This window comes from Desulfosarcina sp., from assembly GCF_055467485.1.
Genome location: NZ_JBUOIV010000024.1, coordinates 40,179 through 56,749, shown reverse-complemented (window position 1 = coordinate 56,749; position 16,571 = coordinate 40,179). Strand labels below are relative to the sequence as shown.

Annotated in this window: 15 protein-coding genes; 4 read left to right on the top strand and 11 right to left on the bottom strand. The window is 56.7% G+C overall.

Annotated elements, in window-relative coordinates:
* Nucleotides 1-22 precede the first annotated feature (22 nt).
* From dusB to ACZCED_RS13030, 3 genes are read right to left on the bottom strand one after another with little or no spacing between them, the layout of a single operon-like run.
* Entirely contained in the window at nucleotides 23-1,012 is a 990-nt protein-coding gene (gene dusB, locus ACZCED_RS13040) for a tRNA dihydrouridine synthase DusB (protein ID WP_462969482.1), read from the bottom strand.
* On the bottom strand, nucleotides 1,009-1,893 hold the full coding sequence (locus tag ACZCED_RS13035) for a DUF1848 family protein (protein ID WP_464860955.1): 885 nt from the start codon (nucleotides 1,891-1,893) through the stop codon (nucleotides 1,009-1,011). Before ACZCED_RS13035 ends, dusB begins: the two co-directional genes overlap by 4 nt.
* 22 nt (nucleotides 1,894-1,915) lie before the next feature.
* Nucleotides 1,916-2,257 (bottom strand): hypothetical protein, encoded by a 342-nt coding sequence (locus ACZCED_RS13030; protein WP_462969480.1) that lies wholly within the window; start codon nucleotides 2,255-2,257, stop codon nucleotides 1,916-1,918.
* A gap of 323 nt (nucleotides 2,258-2,580) precedes the next feature.
* Here ACZCED_RS13030 and ACZCED_RS13025 point away from each other — a divergent pair, with 323 nt between their 5' ends.
* The 4 genes from ACZCED_RS13025 (at nucleotide 2,581) to ACZCED_RS13010 (ending at nucleotide 9,060) form a co-directional block, all read left to right on the top strand.
* Nucleotides 2,581-3,297, top strand: coding sequence for an N-acyl homoserine lactonase family protein (locus tag ACZCED_RS13025; RefSeq protein WP_464860963.1), 717 nt, complete (start codon nucleotides 2,581-2,583; stop codon nucleotides 3,295-3,297).
* 671 nt (nucleotides 3,298-3,968) lie between these two features.
* Nucleotides 3,969-6,377: a 3-hydroxyacyl-CoA dehydrogenase NAD-binding domain-containing protein gene (locus ACZCED_RS13020; protein WP_464860954.1), complete on the top strand. Its 2,409-nt coding sequence runs from the start codon at nucleotides 3,969-3,971 to the stop codon at nucleotides 6,375-6,377.
* Between the two features lie 37 nt (nucleotides 6,378-6,414).
* Nucleotides 6,415-7,599 carry a thiolase family protein gene (locus ACZCED_RS13015; protein ID WP_462969478.1) on the top strand — a complete coding sequence of 395 codons (1,185 nt, stop codon included), beginning with the start codon at nucleotides 6,415-6,417 and terminating at the stop codon, nucleotides 7,597-7,599.
* A 369-nt stretch (nucleotides 7,600-7,968) separates the two neighbouring features.
* Entirely contained in the window at nucleotides 7,969-9,060 is a 1,092-nt protein-coding gene (locus ACZCED_RS13010) for a 3-deoxy-7-phosphoheptulonate synthase (protein ID WP_462969477.1), read from the top strand.
* Nucleotides 9,061-9,080: 20 nt separating this feature from the next.
* Here the strand turns inward: ACZCED_RS13010 and ACZCED_RS13005 are convergent, their stop codons facing one another.
* The 8 genes from ACZCED_RS13005 to ACZCED_RS12970 form a co-directional block, all read right to left on the bottom strand.
* A complete protein-coding gene (locus ACZCED_RS13005; RefSeq protein WP_464860953.1) occupies nucleotides 9,081-9,689 on the bottom strand; it encodes a hypothetical protein in 609 nt (202 codons plus the stop codon).
* A gap of 32 nt (nucleotides 9,690-9,721) precedes the next feature.
* Entirely contained in the window at nucleotides 9,722-10,174 is a 453-nt protein-coding gene (locus ACZCED_RS13000; protein WP_464860952.1) for a hypothetical protein, read from the bottom strand.
* 36 nt (nucleotides 10,175-10,210) lie between these two features.
* Entirely contained in the window at nucleotides 10,211-12,274 is a 2,064-nt protein-coding gene (locus ACZCED_RS12995; protein WP_464860951.1) for an HD domain-containing phosphohydrolase, read from the bottom strand.
* A 24-nt stretch (nucleotides 12,275-12,298) separates the two neighbouring features.
* Nucleotides 12,299-12,823: a prepilin-type N-terminal cleavage/methylation domain-containing protein gene (locus ACZCED_RS12990; RefSeq protein WP_462969473.1), complete on the bottom strand. Its 525-nt coding sequence runs from the start codon at nucleotides 12,821-12,823 to the stop codon at nucleotides 12,299-12,301.
* A 333-nt stretch (nucleotides 12,824-13,156) separates the two neighbouring features.
* Complete coding sequence (locus ACZCED_RS12985; protein WP_462969472.1) at nucleotides 13,157-13,570, bottom strand: hypothetical protein; 414 nt, start codon at nucleotides 13,568-13,570, stop codon at nucleotides 13,157-13,159.
* A gap of 343 nt (nucleotides 13,571-13,913) precedes the next feature.
* The gene (locus tag ACZCED_RS12980) at nucleotides 13,914-14,549 is read right to left on the bottom strand and encodes a LysE family transporter (RefSeq protein WP_462969471.1); all 636 of its coding nucleotides are present in this window, start codon (nucleotides 14,547-14,549) and stop codon (nucleotides 13,914-13,916) included.
* Nucleotides 14,550-14,568: 19 nt separating this feature from the next.
* On the bottom strand, nucleotides 14,569-15,198 hold the full coding sequence (locus tag ACZCED_RS12975; protein ID WP_464860950.1) for a DUF4126 domain-containing protein: 630 nt from the start codon (nucleotides 15,196-15,198) through the stop codon (nucleotides 14,569-14,571).
* A gap of 32 nt (nucleotides 15,199-15,230) precedes the next feature.
* Nucleotides 15,231-16,565 carry a YihY/virulence factor BrkB family protein gene (locus ACZCED_RS12970; protein ID WP_464860949.1) on the bottom strand — a complete coding sequence of 445 codons (1,335 nt, stop codon included), beginning with the start codon at nucleotides 16,563-16,565 and terminating at the stop codon, nucleotides 15,231-15,233.
* Nucleotides 16,566-16,571 lie beyond the last annotated feature (6 nt).

Below are 16,571 nucleotides of genomic sequence, written 5' to 3'. Positions count from 1 at the left end.
ATCTCTGAATGGACACTGGGGGCTACCTGCAATCAGGCATGATAGGCTCTGATTCGATTGATTCTGCGTATTGCCGGATCAGGTCCATTGCCTCCTTTTCTGAAGCGATAAACCGGATGGCGTTGCGGAACCGTCCGGCGTTTCGCATGCCTTTCACAAACCAGCACAACCGGCTGCGCATCATTCGACAAGCCGTTTCTTCCCCCAGATAGCGGACCGAATCCTGCAGGTAACCGATCATCATGTCGATGCGCTGACCATCATTCGACACCGGTGCCGGCCGTCCTTGGGCGGTCGCCAATATTTCACCGAAGATCATGGGATTACCGACGGCTGCACGCCCCACCATCACCCCGTCACAGCCGGTTTCAGCCAGCATGCGCATTGCGTCGGCCGGCGTGGTCACATCTCCGTTGCCGATTACCGGAATGGTCAGGGCCTGTTTGACCGCGGCGATGATGGACCAGTCTGCCTCTCCCCGGAAGCCCTGGGTGGCCGTGCGCGGGTGAACGGAGATCGCATCCACCCCGCAGTCTTCAGCCAGCCGGGCGATCTCCATGGCCTGTTTCCCGGAAGGCTCCCAGCCGGATCGGATCTTGATGGTCAGGGGAATGGTAACCGCCTTGCGAACCGAATCGAGCAGTCGTCGCGCCAGCGGCGGGTCTTTCATCAAGGCCGATCCCGAGTTGCTTTTCAGGATCTTTTTAACCGAGCAACCGAAATTGATGTCCAGTACATCGGCGCCGGAATCCTGGACGATGCGGGCGGCTTCGGCCAGGATCGGCGGATTCGAACCGAAAAGCTGCACCGACAGGGGCTTTTCCTCCGGCATACTTGTCAGCAGTTGCACCGTTTTTTCGGAGCCGTAGACCAATCCGTTGGCGCTGATCATTTCCGAGCAGACCAGCCCGCAGCCGGCCCTTTTGGCCAGCAGCCGCAGGGGAAGGTTGGTGATGCCGGCCAGCGGTGCCAGCACGGTGAAGTTATCTGTTATAACGGACCCGATTTTCATCGATGGCCCCTCCGGTCGCAAGCGGGGTTGGCATAGCAGAACACGCAGTTGTGGTGGCAAGGGTGAAGGCTGTAGGAACCGACATCCATGGAAACGGTACACCCGCATCCCGATGACTTGCGTTGGCCGGCGTCCTGACGCTGGGAAACCGTGCCGCCATGAACCGCCATGATGTGTCCGCCTGAGATACACGCCCCTGAACGGATGGTGGAATCCGCAGGAAGCCGGTCAAGCGCCTCATTTTCGCAGCACAGGGTCAGCCCAATGCCCAGGGGAGACAGGACCTGTTCCATGTTCAGCAGAATTGCAACCCGCTCAGCCGGGGACGGGTCGACAAATACGATCCTGTCCCGGGTGCGCCGTTCTATTTTTCGATAGCGGTCCATGAAGCTGGTGATGCAGGTACCGATGCCGCATTCAGCCGCCGCTGTTGCGATGGCCTCGAAATCATGGAGATTGGTCTCGATGGCACCGGTTTGGATGGTAAAGTGGCAGATGGGATCGAAGCGCCACTGGACCGACGCGCTTCCGAACCGGTGGCAAAGCTGCCGGAGCTGGCCAAGCCGTTGATCCAGGTCCGGAACTACCGGCTCCAGTATCGGCGACCGTGAATTGACGGTGAAGTTGAAAAACAGGTGGTAGCCCATTTCCTGGATCCGCTCTCCGTAACGGCCGGCCAGAAATGGACCGAAGTTTTTTGACCAGAACACCATGGTATGAACCCGGTCCGGTGACACGGCTACCCGCCTGACCTGCCGGTTGAAGGGATTGACCACGTCGATGAATCCACGGGCCACCTGATCCATAAACCAGTCCATGTAAAAGGCGGGAATGTCCGTTCGTCTGGAAACGGACAGAATTTGCTTCGGTTCACCGTTCATGACGAAACAAGGTTGCGCCGATTTAACGCTTGAGTTTGTCGGCCAGGGAGATCACCGTGGCCTTGTTGTCGGAAGGGGCGGGGCGATTTTCGGGAACGTCTTCAAGCGGATTGTCCGCTTCCACGTCTGTTTCCGGGCATACGACGCGCTCCAGACGCATCCGTTTCCCGTTCATGGTGAACTCGTCGCCTGTGATATACCGGTCACGCAGAATCCAGGTGACCACCTGCAGGGGGATCTGAAGCATCAGCAGCTTCACATGATACCAGTCCGGTTTGTTATCGGGAAGAATCTCTTCAATCCTGGCGAAGCTCAAGGGTTGATCTTCAAAATGGATCAGCACGATATCGTTCTCTGTAGCCATATGACGGTCCTTTAGGGGTAGCCGTAACTTCTTGGTGTTAAATCCGTTCGTATTGGCAGCGATCTACAACGTGTTGATCAAAATGCCAAATGTCAACGTTTGGATGACCAACGGTGCGTCTGGGCTGCCGGATCCATCCGGCGCATTGGGCACCATGTATAGGTGCAAGGGGGGTGCTGTCAACACGCTAAAAAAGCAAACGGGGCTAAAAGCGTTGACCTGAAAAAGCATATGCCCTAAAATTGTCTTTCACCGCTATTGTGAATTGTGTCCGTTACCAAGGAGGCCCGCCGGTGAGCCAGTTCCGCATCCATCCCATTGTCATGGGAACCAAACAGTTCGACAAGGGAATGATGACCTATCAGCAGGACTACGGAAAACCATATACCATTCCCATCTACTGCTGGTATCTGGAGGGCGGGGACAAAACGATTCTCGTGGATACCGGCGAGATGCATCCCGTGCAATCTGAAGAGCGAATGAGGGCCATCGGCGGGCGGATCTATACCTTCGAAGAGGGATTGGCCCTGCATGGCCTGACGCCGGCGTGCATCGATATGGTGATTCACACCCATCTTCATAACGACCACTGCGAAAACGACTACAAATGCACCCATGCAGAGATCTTGGTCCACCCGAAAGAAATGGCGCGCATCCATGATCCCCACCCCCTCGATTTCAGGTATGTGGAAGACTACATCGAGGAGGTGGAGCATAACGGTCAGATTCGACTCGTGGAGTCTGACGGGGCGGTCGCCGACGGCATCCGGGTCATGCACACGCCGGCCCACACCGAAGGTGGACTGACCGTGCTGGTCGAGACGGCCGGCGGCACTGCGGCCATCACCGGGTTCTGCGTGATTAACGACAACTTCTTCCCCCCGAAACAGATTCTGGCCATGGAAATGGACGTGATTCCTCCCGGCACGCATGTGAACGCCTACGACGCCTATGACATCCTGATCGAGGTCAAGAATATGGCCGATATCCTGTTGCCGCTGCATGAGCCGGCCTTTGCCGACGGCAAACCGATTCCATAACTGAATATTCATTCATCATCGTTCAAATCTTTAGGAACGCACTTTCGGCGAATCCGGTCCGCCTGAAATCAGAAATCATAACCCCGTTCTCTATGGGAAATGATTTTGCCCATCCCTCTTCCCAGACGGCCTGCCGCCGAGGGAAAAGAAGCGATGCATGCTGGCCATGCCGGGCATTCTGAATTTTAATTCATTCGGTCGGCCGCCGGTCCGATCCCCGTTCCAGACAAGGGGACGTCGACGGCTGTAACGTATTTATACGTTTGTTTTAATATTATAAATCAAGGTTTATTGAAGCGCGCCGGCATCGGTATCGTTTTGTGCTTGACAGGGTGTTTCCTCCTTTGATAAATGAATGAACGCTCATTCATAAATAGGTTTCATTTTCGCTCATCCCTGTCCGGATTCATCGAGGCCTTGGTTAAACAAAAAGTCCATAACTGTATCCAGAATCCAGCATTGTGTCCGGGATCTTGTTTGAACCGGGCAGGGGTAGGCGAATCCCAGGTCGTTTCCGGCACCGGCCATTTTATGGCAATACCGGTCTCAGGCGGTGCCGGCGACCACCCCAATCCAATTGGTGCCGCGCTTTGTTCTCGCTTGCGCGGGCGACGCGTGGTTGACACGCGGTAAAATGACCCAAGGGCAACTTAAATCTGCAGGAGGATATTATGACCAGGAAAATCAGGAAGGCAGCGGTCATCGGTAGCGGCGTAATGGGCGGCGGCATTGCCGCGCTTCTGGCCAGTGCCGGTGTGAAAACGCTGCTGCTTGACATTGTTCCGTTTGACTTGAAGGAAGCGGAAAAGACCAATCCGGTGGCCAGAAATAGAATTGCCAAGGCAGGGCTCGATACCGTCCTCATGTCGCGGCCGGCACTGCTCATGCAGCCCAAGGATGCAGATCTGATCAGCATCGGCAATCTGGAGGACGATTTCGACAAGCTGGCTGATTGCGACTGGATCGTGGAAGTGGTGGTCGAGAACCTGAAGGTCAAACAGGACCTGCTCAAACGGATCGAACCGGTGAGAAAGGCGGGTGCCATTATCTCCTCCAATACCTCCGGCATCCCGCTGAAAAGCATGAGCGAGGGGTTGAGCGACGAATTCAAACAACACTTTTTGGGCACTCACTTTTTCAACCCGGTCCGCTATATGAAGCTGCTGGAGATTATTCCCGGCGAAAAGACCCTTCCCGAAGTGCTCGCGTTTATGGCCGACTATGGCGAGCGGGTCATGGGAAAGGGTATTGTCTGGGCTAAAGACACCCCCAATTTCGTTGGAAACCGCATCGGCGTCCAAGGCATGGTAAAAACCATGCAGCTGATGCTCGAAGACGGCATGACCATCCCCGAGGTCGATGCCCTTTTCGGACCGGCCATGGGCCGCCCGAAAACCGCCATGTTCAAGACCGCCGATCTGGTGGGACTGGACACCCTTTTCCACGTGGCCAAGAACACCTACGACCTGGTACCCGGCGATGAGGCGCGGGACGATTTCGTAATGCCCGATTTCGTGGGCAAGATGATCGATGGCAAAATGTTGGGAAAAAAGACCAAAGTGGGCTTTTACAAGACCGACTTGACGCCCGAATGGAAAAAAATCCGCACGGTGATCGATCCGAACACCTTGGCGCATGCCGAATACGGCAAGGTGGAACTGCCCTGCCTGGCTGCCGCCAAATCTGCCAAATCCCTGCCGGAAAAGATGAAAGCGGTTGTTTATGGAGACGATAAGGGTGCTCGGTTTGCCTGGAAGGCCGTCGCCTCCAACCTGATCTATGCGGCCAACCGGATTCCGGAAATCTCCGACACGATCGTCGAGATCGACAACGCCATGCGTTGGGGGTTCAACTTCGAGATGGGACCCTTTGAAACCTGGGATGCCATTGGCGTGAAGGCCTCCGTGGCCAAGATGGAAGCCGACGGCCTCACTGTACCCGAATCGGTCAAATCCATGCTGGCGGCCGGCAAGGACAGCTTCTACCGGCTCGAAAACGGCAAGCCGTTTTATTACGATTTTGCCACCGGCAGCTACCAGCCGGTGAAAACCAGTGCAAACATCATCTCGCTGGCCGGCCTCAAGGCCGACAACAAGACCGTCAAATCCTGCAAATCAGCCTCCCTGGTGGACATCGGCGACGATGTCTACTGCCTGGAATTCCACACCAAGATGAACGCCATCAACGGCGAGATCGTTGATTTCATGGCCGAAGGCCTGGATTATGTGGACGCCAACGGTGCCGGTCTGGTGATCGGCAATCAGGCGGGCGGCATGCCCGGGGCGTTTTCCGCCGGCGGTGATCTGGCCTTCATGGCCGGATTGGCCAAGGAAGGCAAGTACGCCGAAATTGACGCTTTTCTTAAAAAGGCCCAGACCGGCATGCAGAAGGTCCGCTATGCCAGCTTTCCGGTGGTGGCCGCGCCATACGGCATGACCCTGGGCGGCGGTTGCGAAGTGTGCCTTGGCGCCGCTGACAAGATCGTTGCCCACAGCGAGCTATACATGGGTCTTGTCGAGATTGGCGTGGGCCTGCTGCCCGGTGGCGGCGGATGCCTGAACCTGTGGAAGAAAATGACCAGCACCATCCCCGGACCGGTCACTGACGTGGACCTTGCAAAATTCTTCATCCCCACGTTTATGGCCATCGCCATGGCCAAGGTCTCCATGTCCGCCGCCGAAGCGCGGGCCAACGGTTTCCTTGGTCCCCAGGACCGGATTGTGTTCAACCGGGACTACCTCATCGGTGAAGCCAAGAAGGAAATCCTCAAGATGGTGGACGAAGCCTACGCACCGCCGGTCAAACGGCCCATCCAGGTGCTCGGTGCAGCGGCGCAGGGCATGATCGACGCCGAGCTGTTCAATATGCAGTCAGCCAAATTCGTCAGCGAGTACGATGCGTTCCTGGCCAAACGGATCGCTTTTGTGATCAGCGGCGGCGACGTTCGCACCAACAGCACCGTTGACGAGGAGGTCATCCTCAATCTGGAGAGAGAGGCATTCGTCGATTTCTGGAAGCAGGAAAAGACCGTTGCCCGTGTCGAGCACATGCTGACCACCGGCAAGCCGCTGCGAAACTAATCCAATCGATCGCCTGTAAGCAAAGGAGGAATATTCCATGAGAGATGCATATATCGTGTCGTCCGTCAGGACCCCCGGTTGCCGGAGAGGAAAAGGGGCCTTTAAAGATACCCGGCCGGAAGACCTGCTCGCCTTCATCATGAAGGCGGCGGTTGAAAAAACCGGCAAGCTCGAGCCCAAGGACATCGACGATGTCATGATCGGCTGCTCCTTTCCCGAAGCCGAGCAGGGCCTGAACATCGGCCGGCTGGCCACCCAGATCGCCGGTTTCCCCATTACCGTATCCGGCGCCACCGTCAACCGCTTCTGCTCGTCGGGACTGGAAGCCATTGCCTTGTCCTCGCTGCGCGTCATGGCCGGCTGGTCCGAGGTCACCATGGGTGGCGGGGTGGAGTCCATGACGTTCGTGCCCATGGGCGGCAACCTGCCCCGCCCTCATCCCGAACACGCCAGAGCTCATGCGGACCTTTACGCGTCCATGGGCATCACCGCGGAAAATGTGGCCAACCGCTACCAGGTGAGCCGTGAGGACCAGGATGCCTTTGCATACGAATCCCAGATGAAGGCGGCCAAGGCCCAGAAGGAGGGGTTGTTTACCGAGATCGAACCCACCCCGGCAGCCAAATACGTGCTTCAGGAAAACGGCACCTACAAGAAGGAAACCTTCATTCAGGATTTCGATGACGGTGTCCGCGATACCACCACCAAAGAAGGCCTGGCCAAGCTGCGCGCCGTATTTGCGGTCAACGGATCGGTCACTGCGGGCAACTCGTCGCAGACCACGGATGGGTCGGCCGCAACCATGATTGCCAGTGGTGACGCGGTGAAAAAATATGGCCTTAAACCCATCGCCAAGCTAAAGATGTACACCACCGTCGGCTGCAAGCCGGACGAGATGGGTGTCGGACCGGCGGTGGCCATTCCCAAACTGCTCGATATGGCCAATCTGAAAACCAGCGACATCGGACTGTGGGAAATCAACGAGGCCTTCGCCTCACAGGCGCTATACAGCATCCGAACCATCGGCATCGAGGATCAGATGGACCGTATCAACATCAATGGCGGTGCGATCGCTCTGGGTCATCCCCTCGGTTGTACTGGTGCCAAGCTGTGCGCCACGCTGCTGGCCAACATGCGGCGCAAGGGTGTGAAGTATGGCGTGGAGTCCATGTGCATCGGCGGCGGCATGGGTGCAGCCGCACTGTTTGAGCTTTGCGATTGATCCGCAATAGTGACCGCACTCTCCGGTTCTTGCGGCGGGCAGATCTCAATCACCTGACGCTTTGTTGAGTATAAAAAGGCCTCCCTTCGGGGAGGCCTTTTTTCGTATTGGGGTTTGCATCTCTGAAAACAGTGTGTTAAAGGCAAATATGATCTAAAGAAAGGGTCATTCTCATCATGTATCAACCGGCAGTCGTCAGCGTCACTTATTTCGGTTTTTATTTTTATTTCAGCCGAGGTGCGCCTGTGGTCTGCTGAAACCGTGACAAATAGGTAAATGCAAGAGCCGCAGGCGCAACCGCCTGCGGCTTTTTTTATTGTGGATACCCGAATGAAAGCCCCCACCTTTAAACCGGAAAGGAAAACCAGCATGGAAAAGACTTACGACATTCGCGTGGAAAAATTTGATCCGCTCATTTCGCCGTCCCAGTTGAAAGACCAGATTCCAATAAATGAAAACGCTCATCGCACGGTGGTGGAAGGACGTCGGGCCATCTCGGACATCCTGGACGGAAAGGACTCCAGGCTGCTGGTGATCGCCGGCCCCTGTTCCATCCATGACGAGGCGACGGCCCTGGAATATGCCCGCAGGCTCAAAGCGCTGAGCGACAGGGTTGCGGAAACGATGCTGCTGGTTATGCGGGTCTACTTTGAAAAGCCCCGCACCAATGTGGGTTGGAAAGGATTGATCAACGATCCCTGGCTCAACGGCAGTTACGACATCAACACCGGCCTTCAGAAAGCCCGCAGCCTGCTGGTCCAGGTGACCGAAATGGGTATGCCGACCGCAACGGAAATGCTGGACCCTATCGTCCCGCAGTATATTGCCGGGCTGGTATGCTGGGCCGCCATCGGTGCACGGACCACCGAATCCCAGACCCATCGTGAAATGGCCAGCGGCCTTTCCATGCCCGTGGGGTTCAAGAACTGCACGGACGGTGACCTGTCCACCGCCATCAACGCCATGATCGCAGCCGCGTCTCCGCAACATTTCCTGGGTATCGATCCGGACGGCCATACCTGTATCGTCAAAACCACCGGCAATCCCTACGCGCACATTGTGCTGCGCGGCGGATCCAGGCCCAACTACGATACCGTCAGCATCGAGGAGGCCAGGGCCATGCTGGCGGCCAAAGGCCTGACCAAGGCCATCATGGTGGACTGCTCGCACGACAATTCCAGGAAAAATTACACCCTTCAGGGATCGGTGTGGCAGGATGTGGTCAACCAGCGCATGGACGGAAACGACAGCATCATCGGCATGATGTTGGAGAGCAATCTGAAAGCGGGAAATCAGAAAAACACCGGTTGCCTGGAGACCATGGAGTACGGGGTCTCCATTACCGACGCTTGCATCGACTGGGAGACCACCGAGCGGTTGATCCTTTCGGCTCACGAGCAGTTGGGCAGCATCAGGGAGTCAGTCGAAAACAACGGATCAGGAAGGTACAAGGTTGGATGATCCATTCTTGACGCTTTTCATCAGCCTGTTGAAGCGTTCGTCCTGCGAGCGTGATTCCACGCTGTCAGAGTCTTCCGGCAGGAGTCGAGGGGGCCGCCCAGACGATCGACCAGCTCTGCGGAATCCTTTGGCAGGGCGCGCTGTTTCAACTGGGCGACGATCAGGGTGATTTGATGCACGTTCTCCTTGAGTTCCTGGCCGTCCGTGTTGAGGCGATCGATGATCGTGTTTACTTGGGCAGCTTCGGCCTTGAGAAAGTCATTTTTTCGCAGGTGGACCTTGCGGGAAAAATCTCCCTGAATCATTTTGTCGAAGGTGTGGCCAAAATTGACCAGCGGCCCGCAGAAGCGGTGGGACAGGATGATCTGGTGGGCGGCGGCCATGATCAGGATCAACAGCATGGCCAACGCGATACGTCTCAGCAGGATCAGAAACAGGTTGCCGGAAACGTTCTGGGCCCACAGATTCTCGGCGTTGAGCATGTCATAATACAACGGGGAGAGAAGGACAGCGACGAGTATGGCGGTGACGAGGGCCAGAAACGCCAAGTTGGCTGCAATGATGGGCAGCTGCACGTCCCGGCGGACCAGGAAATTTTTCCAGCTTCGATTGTTGGGTTTGTCTGTCATGACGATATCATCCTTTGGCTTGCTGCGAGTGGCTATTTTAAAACGGTGTCGTAGAGCGGTTGGGGGCTGCTTCGGATCCAGTGCACGCGCTTTTGGTTTTTCATCCAGATCATGCCGCCGCCTTGATCCGCGTAGTGAAAATTGAGTCCATAGACTGTCGCGTCCATGTCGACATAGCGGATATGAACCCGGGTGCTATCCTTTGCCGGCTCGCTGTCCATCTTGTCGATGGTATAGGCGCCGGCGCCGGCTTCCCCCCATCCGAAGGCAACCTTGCCGTCGGAAAATTGCAGGTAACGGTCTTGGTATTGGGGGTGCGCGGTGGTCCATACCCCCTGCAAGTCAGCCGGGGACAGCGGGCGAAACGAGCCCGAGGGGCCGGGTGCGAAAAGCCAGTATATCGCGGCGATGATGACAATCAGCAGCATCAGGTTGCGAATGGCATCGGCCTGGGTCTTTTTAATTGGAAGTTTCGGTTTCATCATCTTCTTTTTCTGCGTTCAATGACCCAATGAGCGGCTTCATGCCGCCAGGGCGGACTTTTCTTTCACCATTTCCATAAAAGCCTCCACCACCGTGGGATCAAACTGCCGTCCGGCTTCGCTTCTAATGATGGCGATGACGCGCTCCAGGTCCATGCCTTTGCGATAAGGCCGGTCCGATGCCATGGCATCATAGACGTCGGCTACGGCCATGATGCGGGCCTCCAGGGTGATGGCTTCGCCGGACAGGCCGTCCGGGTACCCCTTGCCGTCCCAGCGTTCGTGGTGCTGGCGGACCATGGGAATGATCGGTCTGAATGCCGGGATGGGGTTGAGAATGGTGTCGCCGATGACCGGGTGTGATTTAATGATTTCGAACTCTTCATCCGTCAGCCGGCCGGGCTTGTCCAGAAGTTTCGAGGAGATGCCGATTTTGCCGATGTCGTGGAGCAGGGACGCCTGCTCCAGCCAGTCGATGCTTTTCGGGGGCAATCCCATGTGGCGGCCGATGCCCATCGCGATGCGCATGACACGGGCCGAGTGGCCGGCGGTCCACGGCGACTTGGCATCCACGGTGCGGGCCAGGGCCTGCATGGAGCCGATGGTCAATTGCCGCAGGTTGCGGATCAGGTTGACGTTGGACCAGGCCACGGCCAGGTGGTCGGCGATCTGGCGCACCAGCGAAAAGGTCTCTTCGGCCGGAGGATCTCCGGGGCGACACGAAACGAACAGCAGGGCAAACAGCTTGTCCGCGATATACACGGGAAAGAAAATTGCCGTTCCGCCCGGCGAAAAAAAGTCGACCGGCAGGTAGTGGGAAATATCCGCAGGGTTATCCAGTAACACCCACGGACAATTCCTGTGGAATCGACTTAAATGTTTTTCCTGCACCTGAAACGGCTGACTGGTAATAAAGTCCGGCGTAACCTGATGACCGGCTAATATCAGTGCATCATCGGGAGCATCCGCATTGACGCGGGCAATGCCGACCCGGCAGAGTTTGAAATCTTTCAACAGGCGCACAATGGACAGCCCGGTAATGGTGGCAAAATCCTTTCCTGACAAGGTGGCATGATCAACTTCCGCCCGAGCGGCCAGAAACCGGAACTGCCTTCCCAACTGGCCTGACATGCTGTTAAAGGTTTCCGCCAGTTCCTGGAACTCATCGCGGCTGGTGACACGCACGCGGTGGTCGAAATTTTTGTCAGCAATCCGCCGGGCCCCGTTTTTAAGGGCATCGATAGGTTCCAGGGAGCGGCGCAGGTTGAAAAGACTCAGCGCCACTACCATCAGAAGGGCCAGGACCACCACCAGCACGAAAATGAACTTGAAGCGGGCAATGGGGGTCAGCACATACTCTTCCGGCTGCAGCACGATCAGGGTCCAGCTGTGGCTGCCGAATTTCGGCTTGAGAAAAAGGGACCAGTCGGCAACAAACCAGCCGGAGCCGGCAAGGTGGGTCCGGACTTGTTGTTCCTGCCCAGGATGGTTAAGCGCTTCGGGCTCCGGCGGCCAATTCAACGAGTGGTGCAGAGCCAGGCCGGTTGCCTGGACCACCGCGAATTCGGTCAGCGGCGGCAAGTTGTTGCCGTTATCGATGCCCCACAGGTATTCACCGCGTATCGTCCCCATCAGTAACCCCGGTGAATCGCTGCCGGTATCCTCGTAGCGGATGAGGATAATCTCGGTGGTGCCGTGTCGGGTGACAACCAGCAGGGGTTCGCCGCTGCTTAGGTGGGCCTGCTCCTCGGGGCTCACACTCGTGATGGGAATCGGGTCGCCCAATAGGGCCTCGTAGCGGCCGTCGGGAAATCGCCGGCCGATGGCGCTGAACTTTTTCTGTTGCCGGACCCAATCTGCTCCGGAGCGACGTTCAATCAGTTTCAATTCGTCTGCGCAGAACATGAGATGCTCGTAAATGGACAGCCCGTGGCTCTTGGCGGCCCGCTGAAGCCGTTGGGCGGCCTGTGCTTTCAGCTGGCCGGTCACCTGGTAGAGGGAGAGGGCGGCCAGGATGACGACCGGAATCAGGGCACAGGCAATGAATGTGGCAAAGATACGCCTGGCCAGTCTGCTGTTGAAGACACTCACTTCCCATTTCATCGGTTGCCTGCCTGTCCCGGTAGGTCAGATTTCGGAAACTTTTCCATAGTGTCCACCGTTATAGACCCTTACGATATCGTCCTGACTGGCCTTGGCGGTAAACGGCGCTGCGCTGGCACCATCCTTGCCCATGCTGTAAAGATCGAAATCCGTGTTGACCGGCACCATGAAGTGGTCTTTGCGCATCATCCCCTTTCCTTTAACTTCGCTGCCGTCGATTCTCAGGTAGGCATAGGGATTGCCCCACGGATCACGGAGATTGCCCTTGCCGATCTGGGCCAGCGTGTCTGGAAGGGCACCCGTGTTGGCGATGAAATTGAATATCGCGGTTTCGATGTTTTTCATATCGGATATGGCGACGGTTACGCGGGCCCTTTCACGGTAGCTCGCGTAAAAGGGCGTGGCGATGGCGGACAATACCCCGATGATGCACACGGATACCATCACCTCGACCAGGGTGAAACCCAGGCGGTTTGCCTTTTGGAAGGATCGGCAATCTTTATTGCTGGTACAGGCACCAGATGACCAAATGGTTGTTGTTCTATACACGCGTATCGCCATCCCTGCGGCATTCTGAGCCGCCGGCTGCATTAATAGGGCACAGACATCGTTTCCAGACCGTGTAATAGTATCGGCCACAAGGCCCCAAAAGTTTAACTGATGAGATTTTTTTCCAGGTAGCCGGTTTCTGGCGGCACAAAGAAATGAAGCCAATTCGCGGTATGGATCAATTATTAAGTCCAAAGCGCACCGATGATTTGCGGAGGGAGAGACGAGAGGGTCGCATGCTGGAGAGGACACGGTCGTAATGGGTAAGCGGGGCCGTTCGTTCTTGGGATTGGCCGTATATTCGGCCTTCCACGTCATTGCCGGTCGGTTTAGCTATTGCATGACCTTGACGCTGACAAAAGTGGGGCGAAGGGCAATCAACTGAAACCAGATACCGGCCACCTCAAACCCGTTTTTTGCATCCGAAAGATCCACTTTGAAGGGATAGGGATACTGCTTGTCCAATTCCGGAATGATCACGTCGAAGACGATACGGTCGTCTTGGCGTCCTTTGTAGAAGAAAATGCGGTTGCCGATCTTTTTCCCCCGGTTCTTTTCGAGCACATGCTTATTCACAGAAAGCGTGGGGCCGGCATCCTCCGATTTAGGCAGGGTCATCTTTCGCCCCCAGTAGGTGTCCGGCGCCACATTGCCGGCTGCCAGATAGATCACCGATGCCGTGAAGATGATTCCCACCACGCCAAAGAAGAGGATGACCACCCATTTGTAGGCAAATGAATTTTCCATGCTGACTCCTGTCAATCAAAACAGTAAAAAGCCCCCTCAAAAAAGCGCCTGCGTGCCATCAAGGAAGAAAAAAAGGGTTGACCGATGCGGTTGGCAAGCTGCATGTTGAGGCGACCAAATAAGTAAAATTGTACAATACTAAGTACAAATATGTCAACTGTCTAAAACTTTTAATTTAAATTAATTTATAAAATGAAAACCATAATGGCAATTTTCAAAATGTACAATTAGGCAAATTGAGCATGCCCGGGCCGACTCCATCCGCCTGGTAGCGTATTCGGCTGAGCGGCACATGAACATTAGATAAAAATAGGCCCGGAGAGTGAGTGCGTCGGAGAATCCGCTAAGCAATGAGTTTTTGCATACCGGACCAGGCGAACAGGCAGGAGAAGACGATGAGACAGACGGCACAGGTGCCGATCAGGATGCGGTAGCTTTTGTCGGATAGCAGTTGCCGGCCTTTCCAGACGGCGGTGGAAACGGCCGCGTACCAGAACAGGTCTCCCAGGATGTGGCCGGTAAAAAAGGCCACCACGCCCATGCTGCCGGCGTTCATGCTGTGAAGAATGTAGCCCAGGCCGATGGTCGCCCACCAGATGCTCCAGTAAGGGTTGACCAGGCTCATGAGGATGCCGGACAGGATCAGGTTTTTTTCTCTGGCCTGGCTGCCGTCGTTGACCAGGGTCATGCGCGGCAACGATTTGAGCATGCCAACGCCCATCCACAGCAATACCGCTGAACCGGCCAGAGCGATGACGATAAAAACCGGTTCCATCTTCAGCAGCGGGGCCAGGCCCATGAGCAGGGCCAGCACCAAGGCCAGTTCCAAAATGGCGTGACCGGCGATGAGCAGAGGACCGGTCATCACCCCCCGTCGGGAACTCTCGCTGATGGTGACAGTCAGCAGCGGACCGGGCATGATGGCCCCCGAGAGGGCCACGATGAAGGATGTCACGAAAAGGGTGATGAACAAGGTCATTTCTTATCCAGCAGTTGGGTCAGGTTAGCGGCGGTAAGGTCTGCCGCGGGGTGAACAGCTGCCTGATCTTTGCTGCCAGCAATTTTATGCCCCGCCACACCTTGGGCAACAGCCAGATCATCAGCAGGATGAACATGGCCAGAAATACGAGGAACACCCAGGGGTGATTTACCGCCGCCCAGATGCCGCCGATGACCATGATGTCTTCCACGATGGAGGCCGCCCAGTTGGTCAGGGGTTCCGGGGAAGTGTTGATGAGCAGACGCGAGCCGGCCTTCATGCCGTGGGTGCCGGCGGCCAGGGTTCCACCGAGAAGGGCGGCGGCCAGACTCACCGCGGGGTTCAACTCGCCCACGGCCCCGGCGGCCAGCAGCGCACCTGCCGGAATGCGGATAAAGGTGTGAACCGTGTCCCAACCGCTGTCCACGCCGGGCATCTTGTCAGCGACAAACTCCACGGCGAACATCAGGCAGGCGGCACCGATAACCAACGGGTTGGCCAGCACCTGCAGGTCAGTCGGCAGGGTCATGTTGCCGGTCACGCTTAAGATGCCCAAGGTGGCAATGGCAGCATAGAGGTTGATGCCGGCGGCCCAGGCGGCGCCCATGGTCAGGGCGATGATCCGGGTAATCTCGTTGACGTTTTCCATGATCGATGACCTCCGCTGGGTCCGGTTGTATTTCAGAGATCCTTGAGCAGCCGGTTGGATGCCGAGCGATCCAGTTCCAACCGCAATGCCATCAGGGTTTCGGACAGCGTCTCCGTTTCCTGCAGATGGGGCAGCGGGGCGTCGTTCTTACCCACATCCTCGAGTGCAGCAACAACGCGGCTGACCGTCAGGCTGCCGATATCGCGGGCCGGCTGAAGGGCCTGTCCATCGTCTGAATCGCTGTCGATTCGTACCAGGATGTTTCCCCTTACCAGAAGATCGGACAGGTTGTCCACCAGTGCCGGCGGCAGCGCCAGGTCATCGGCAATCTGCGCTGCCGTCTGAGCCGGCAGGCCCTGATGAAACCCGTTTACCACATGGCGGCAGACCGTCAGGGCCAGCAGCCTGGTCCGGGAGAAGCTCATCTCTGTAACCCCGGCCGTTTCATCCACACGGTCCGAATGTTGATAGGCGTGAGAAATTTCAGCGCCGACAAGCACAATCAACCAGCTGATCTGCAGCCACATCAGGAAAAGGGGAAGTGCGGCAAAGCTGCCGTAAATGGCGTTGTACTTGGCCACGATGATCTGGAAATGGATGTAGGCAGCCTGAACGACCTGGTAGGCGGAGCCGGCGATCACACCGGCCAGCAGGGCGCCGTCAAAACGCACCCGGGTGTTGGGCATGATCATGTACGTCAGGGTGAACAGTATCCAGATCAGGGTGTACGGCAGCACTTTAAGACCCACATAAATGGCTGGCCCCACCATCTGCAGCAGCTCGAAGCGGCCGGAGATGGCCGACACCTGGGAGGTGATGAATACCGTGACGCTGCCGGACATGATCACCAGCACCGGGCAGACCAGCATGATGGTCAGGTAGTCGCTCAGTTTGCGAATAAAGGTGCGGGATCGGACTCCCCAAATGTGATTGAAGGAACTTTCGATATTGCCGAGCACCTTGATGACTGCCCAGAAAAGGACCACGACGCCGATGCCGGCGATCATTCCGCCTTTGGTGTTGTTCAGCATGTTCTGGGCGAATTCGATGACCTGCGCGACCACCTCCTGCTGGGCGGAAAACTTGTCCAGCAGTTCCTGCTGCAGCCGCTTTTCAAAACCGAAGCCCTTGGCGATGCCAAACGCCATGGCGGCCACCGGCACCAGCGACAGCAGTGTGAAAAACGTCAGTGCCGACGCACGCAACGGGCCATGATGCCGGGTAAAGCCCTGAAATGCCAGAATCATGGTTCGCATCAGCCGAATCAGCAGCCACCGGCCTGCCGGCTGTTCACTGCGTCTTGCCCGCCAGAGGGTGGTAGTGAAGAATCCGACGACTCGGCTCAACTGTCCGTAGATTTTATGCATGCGCGC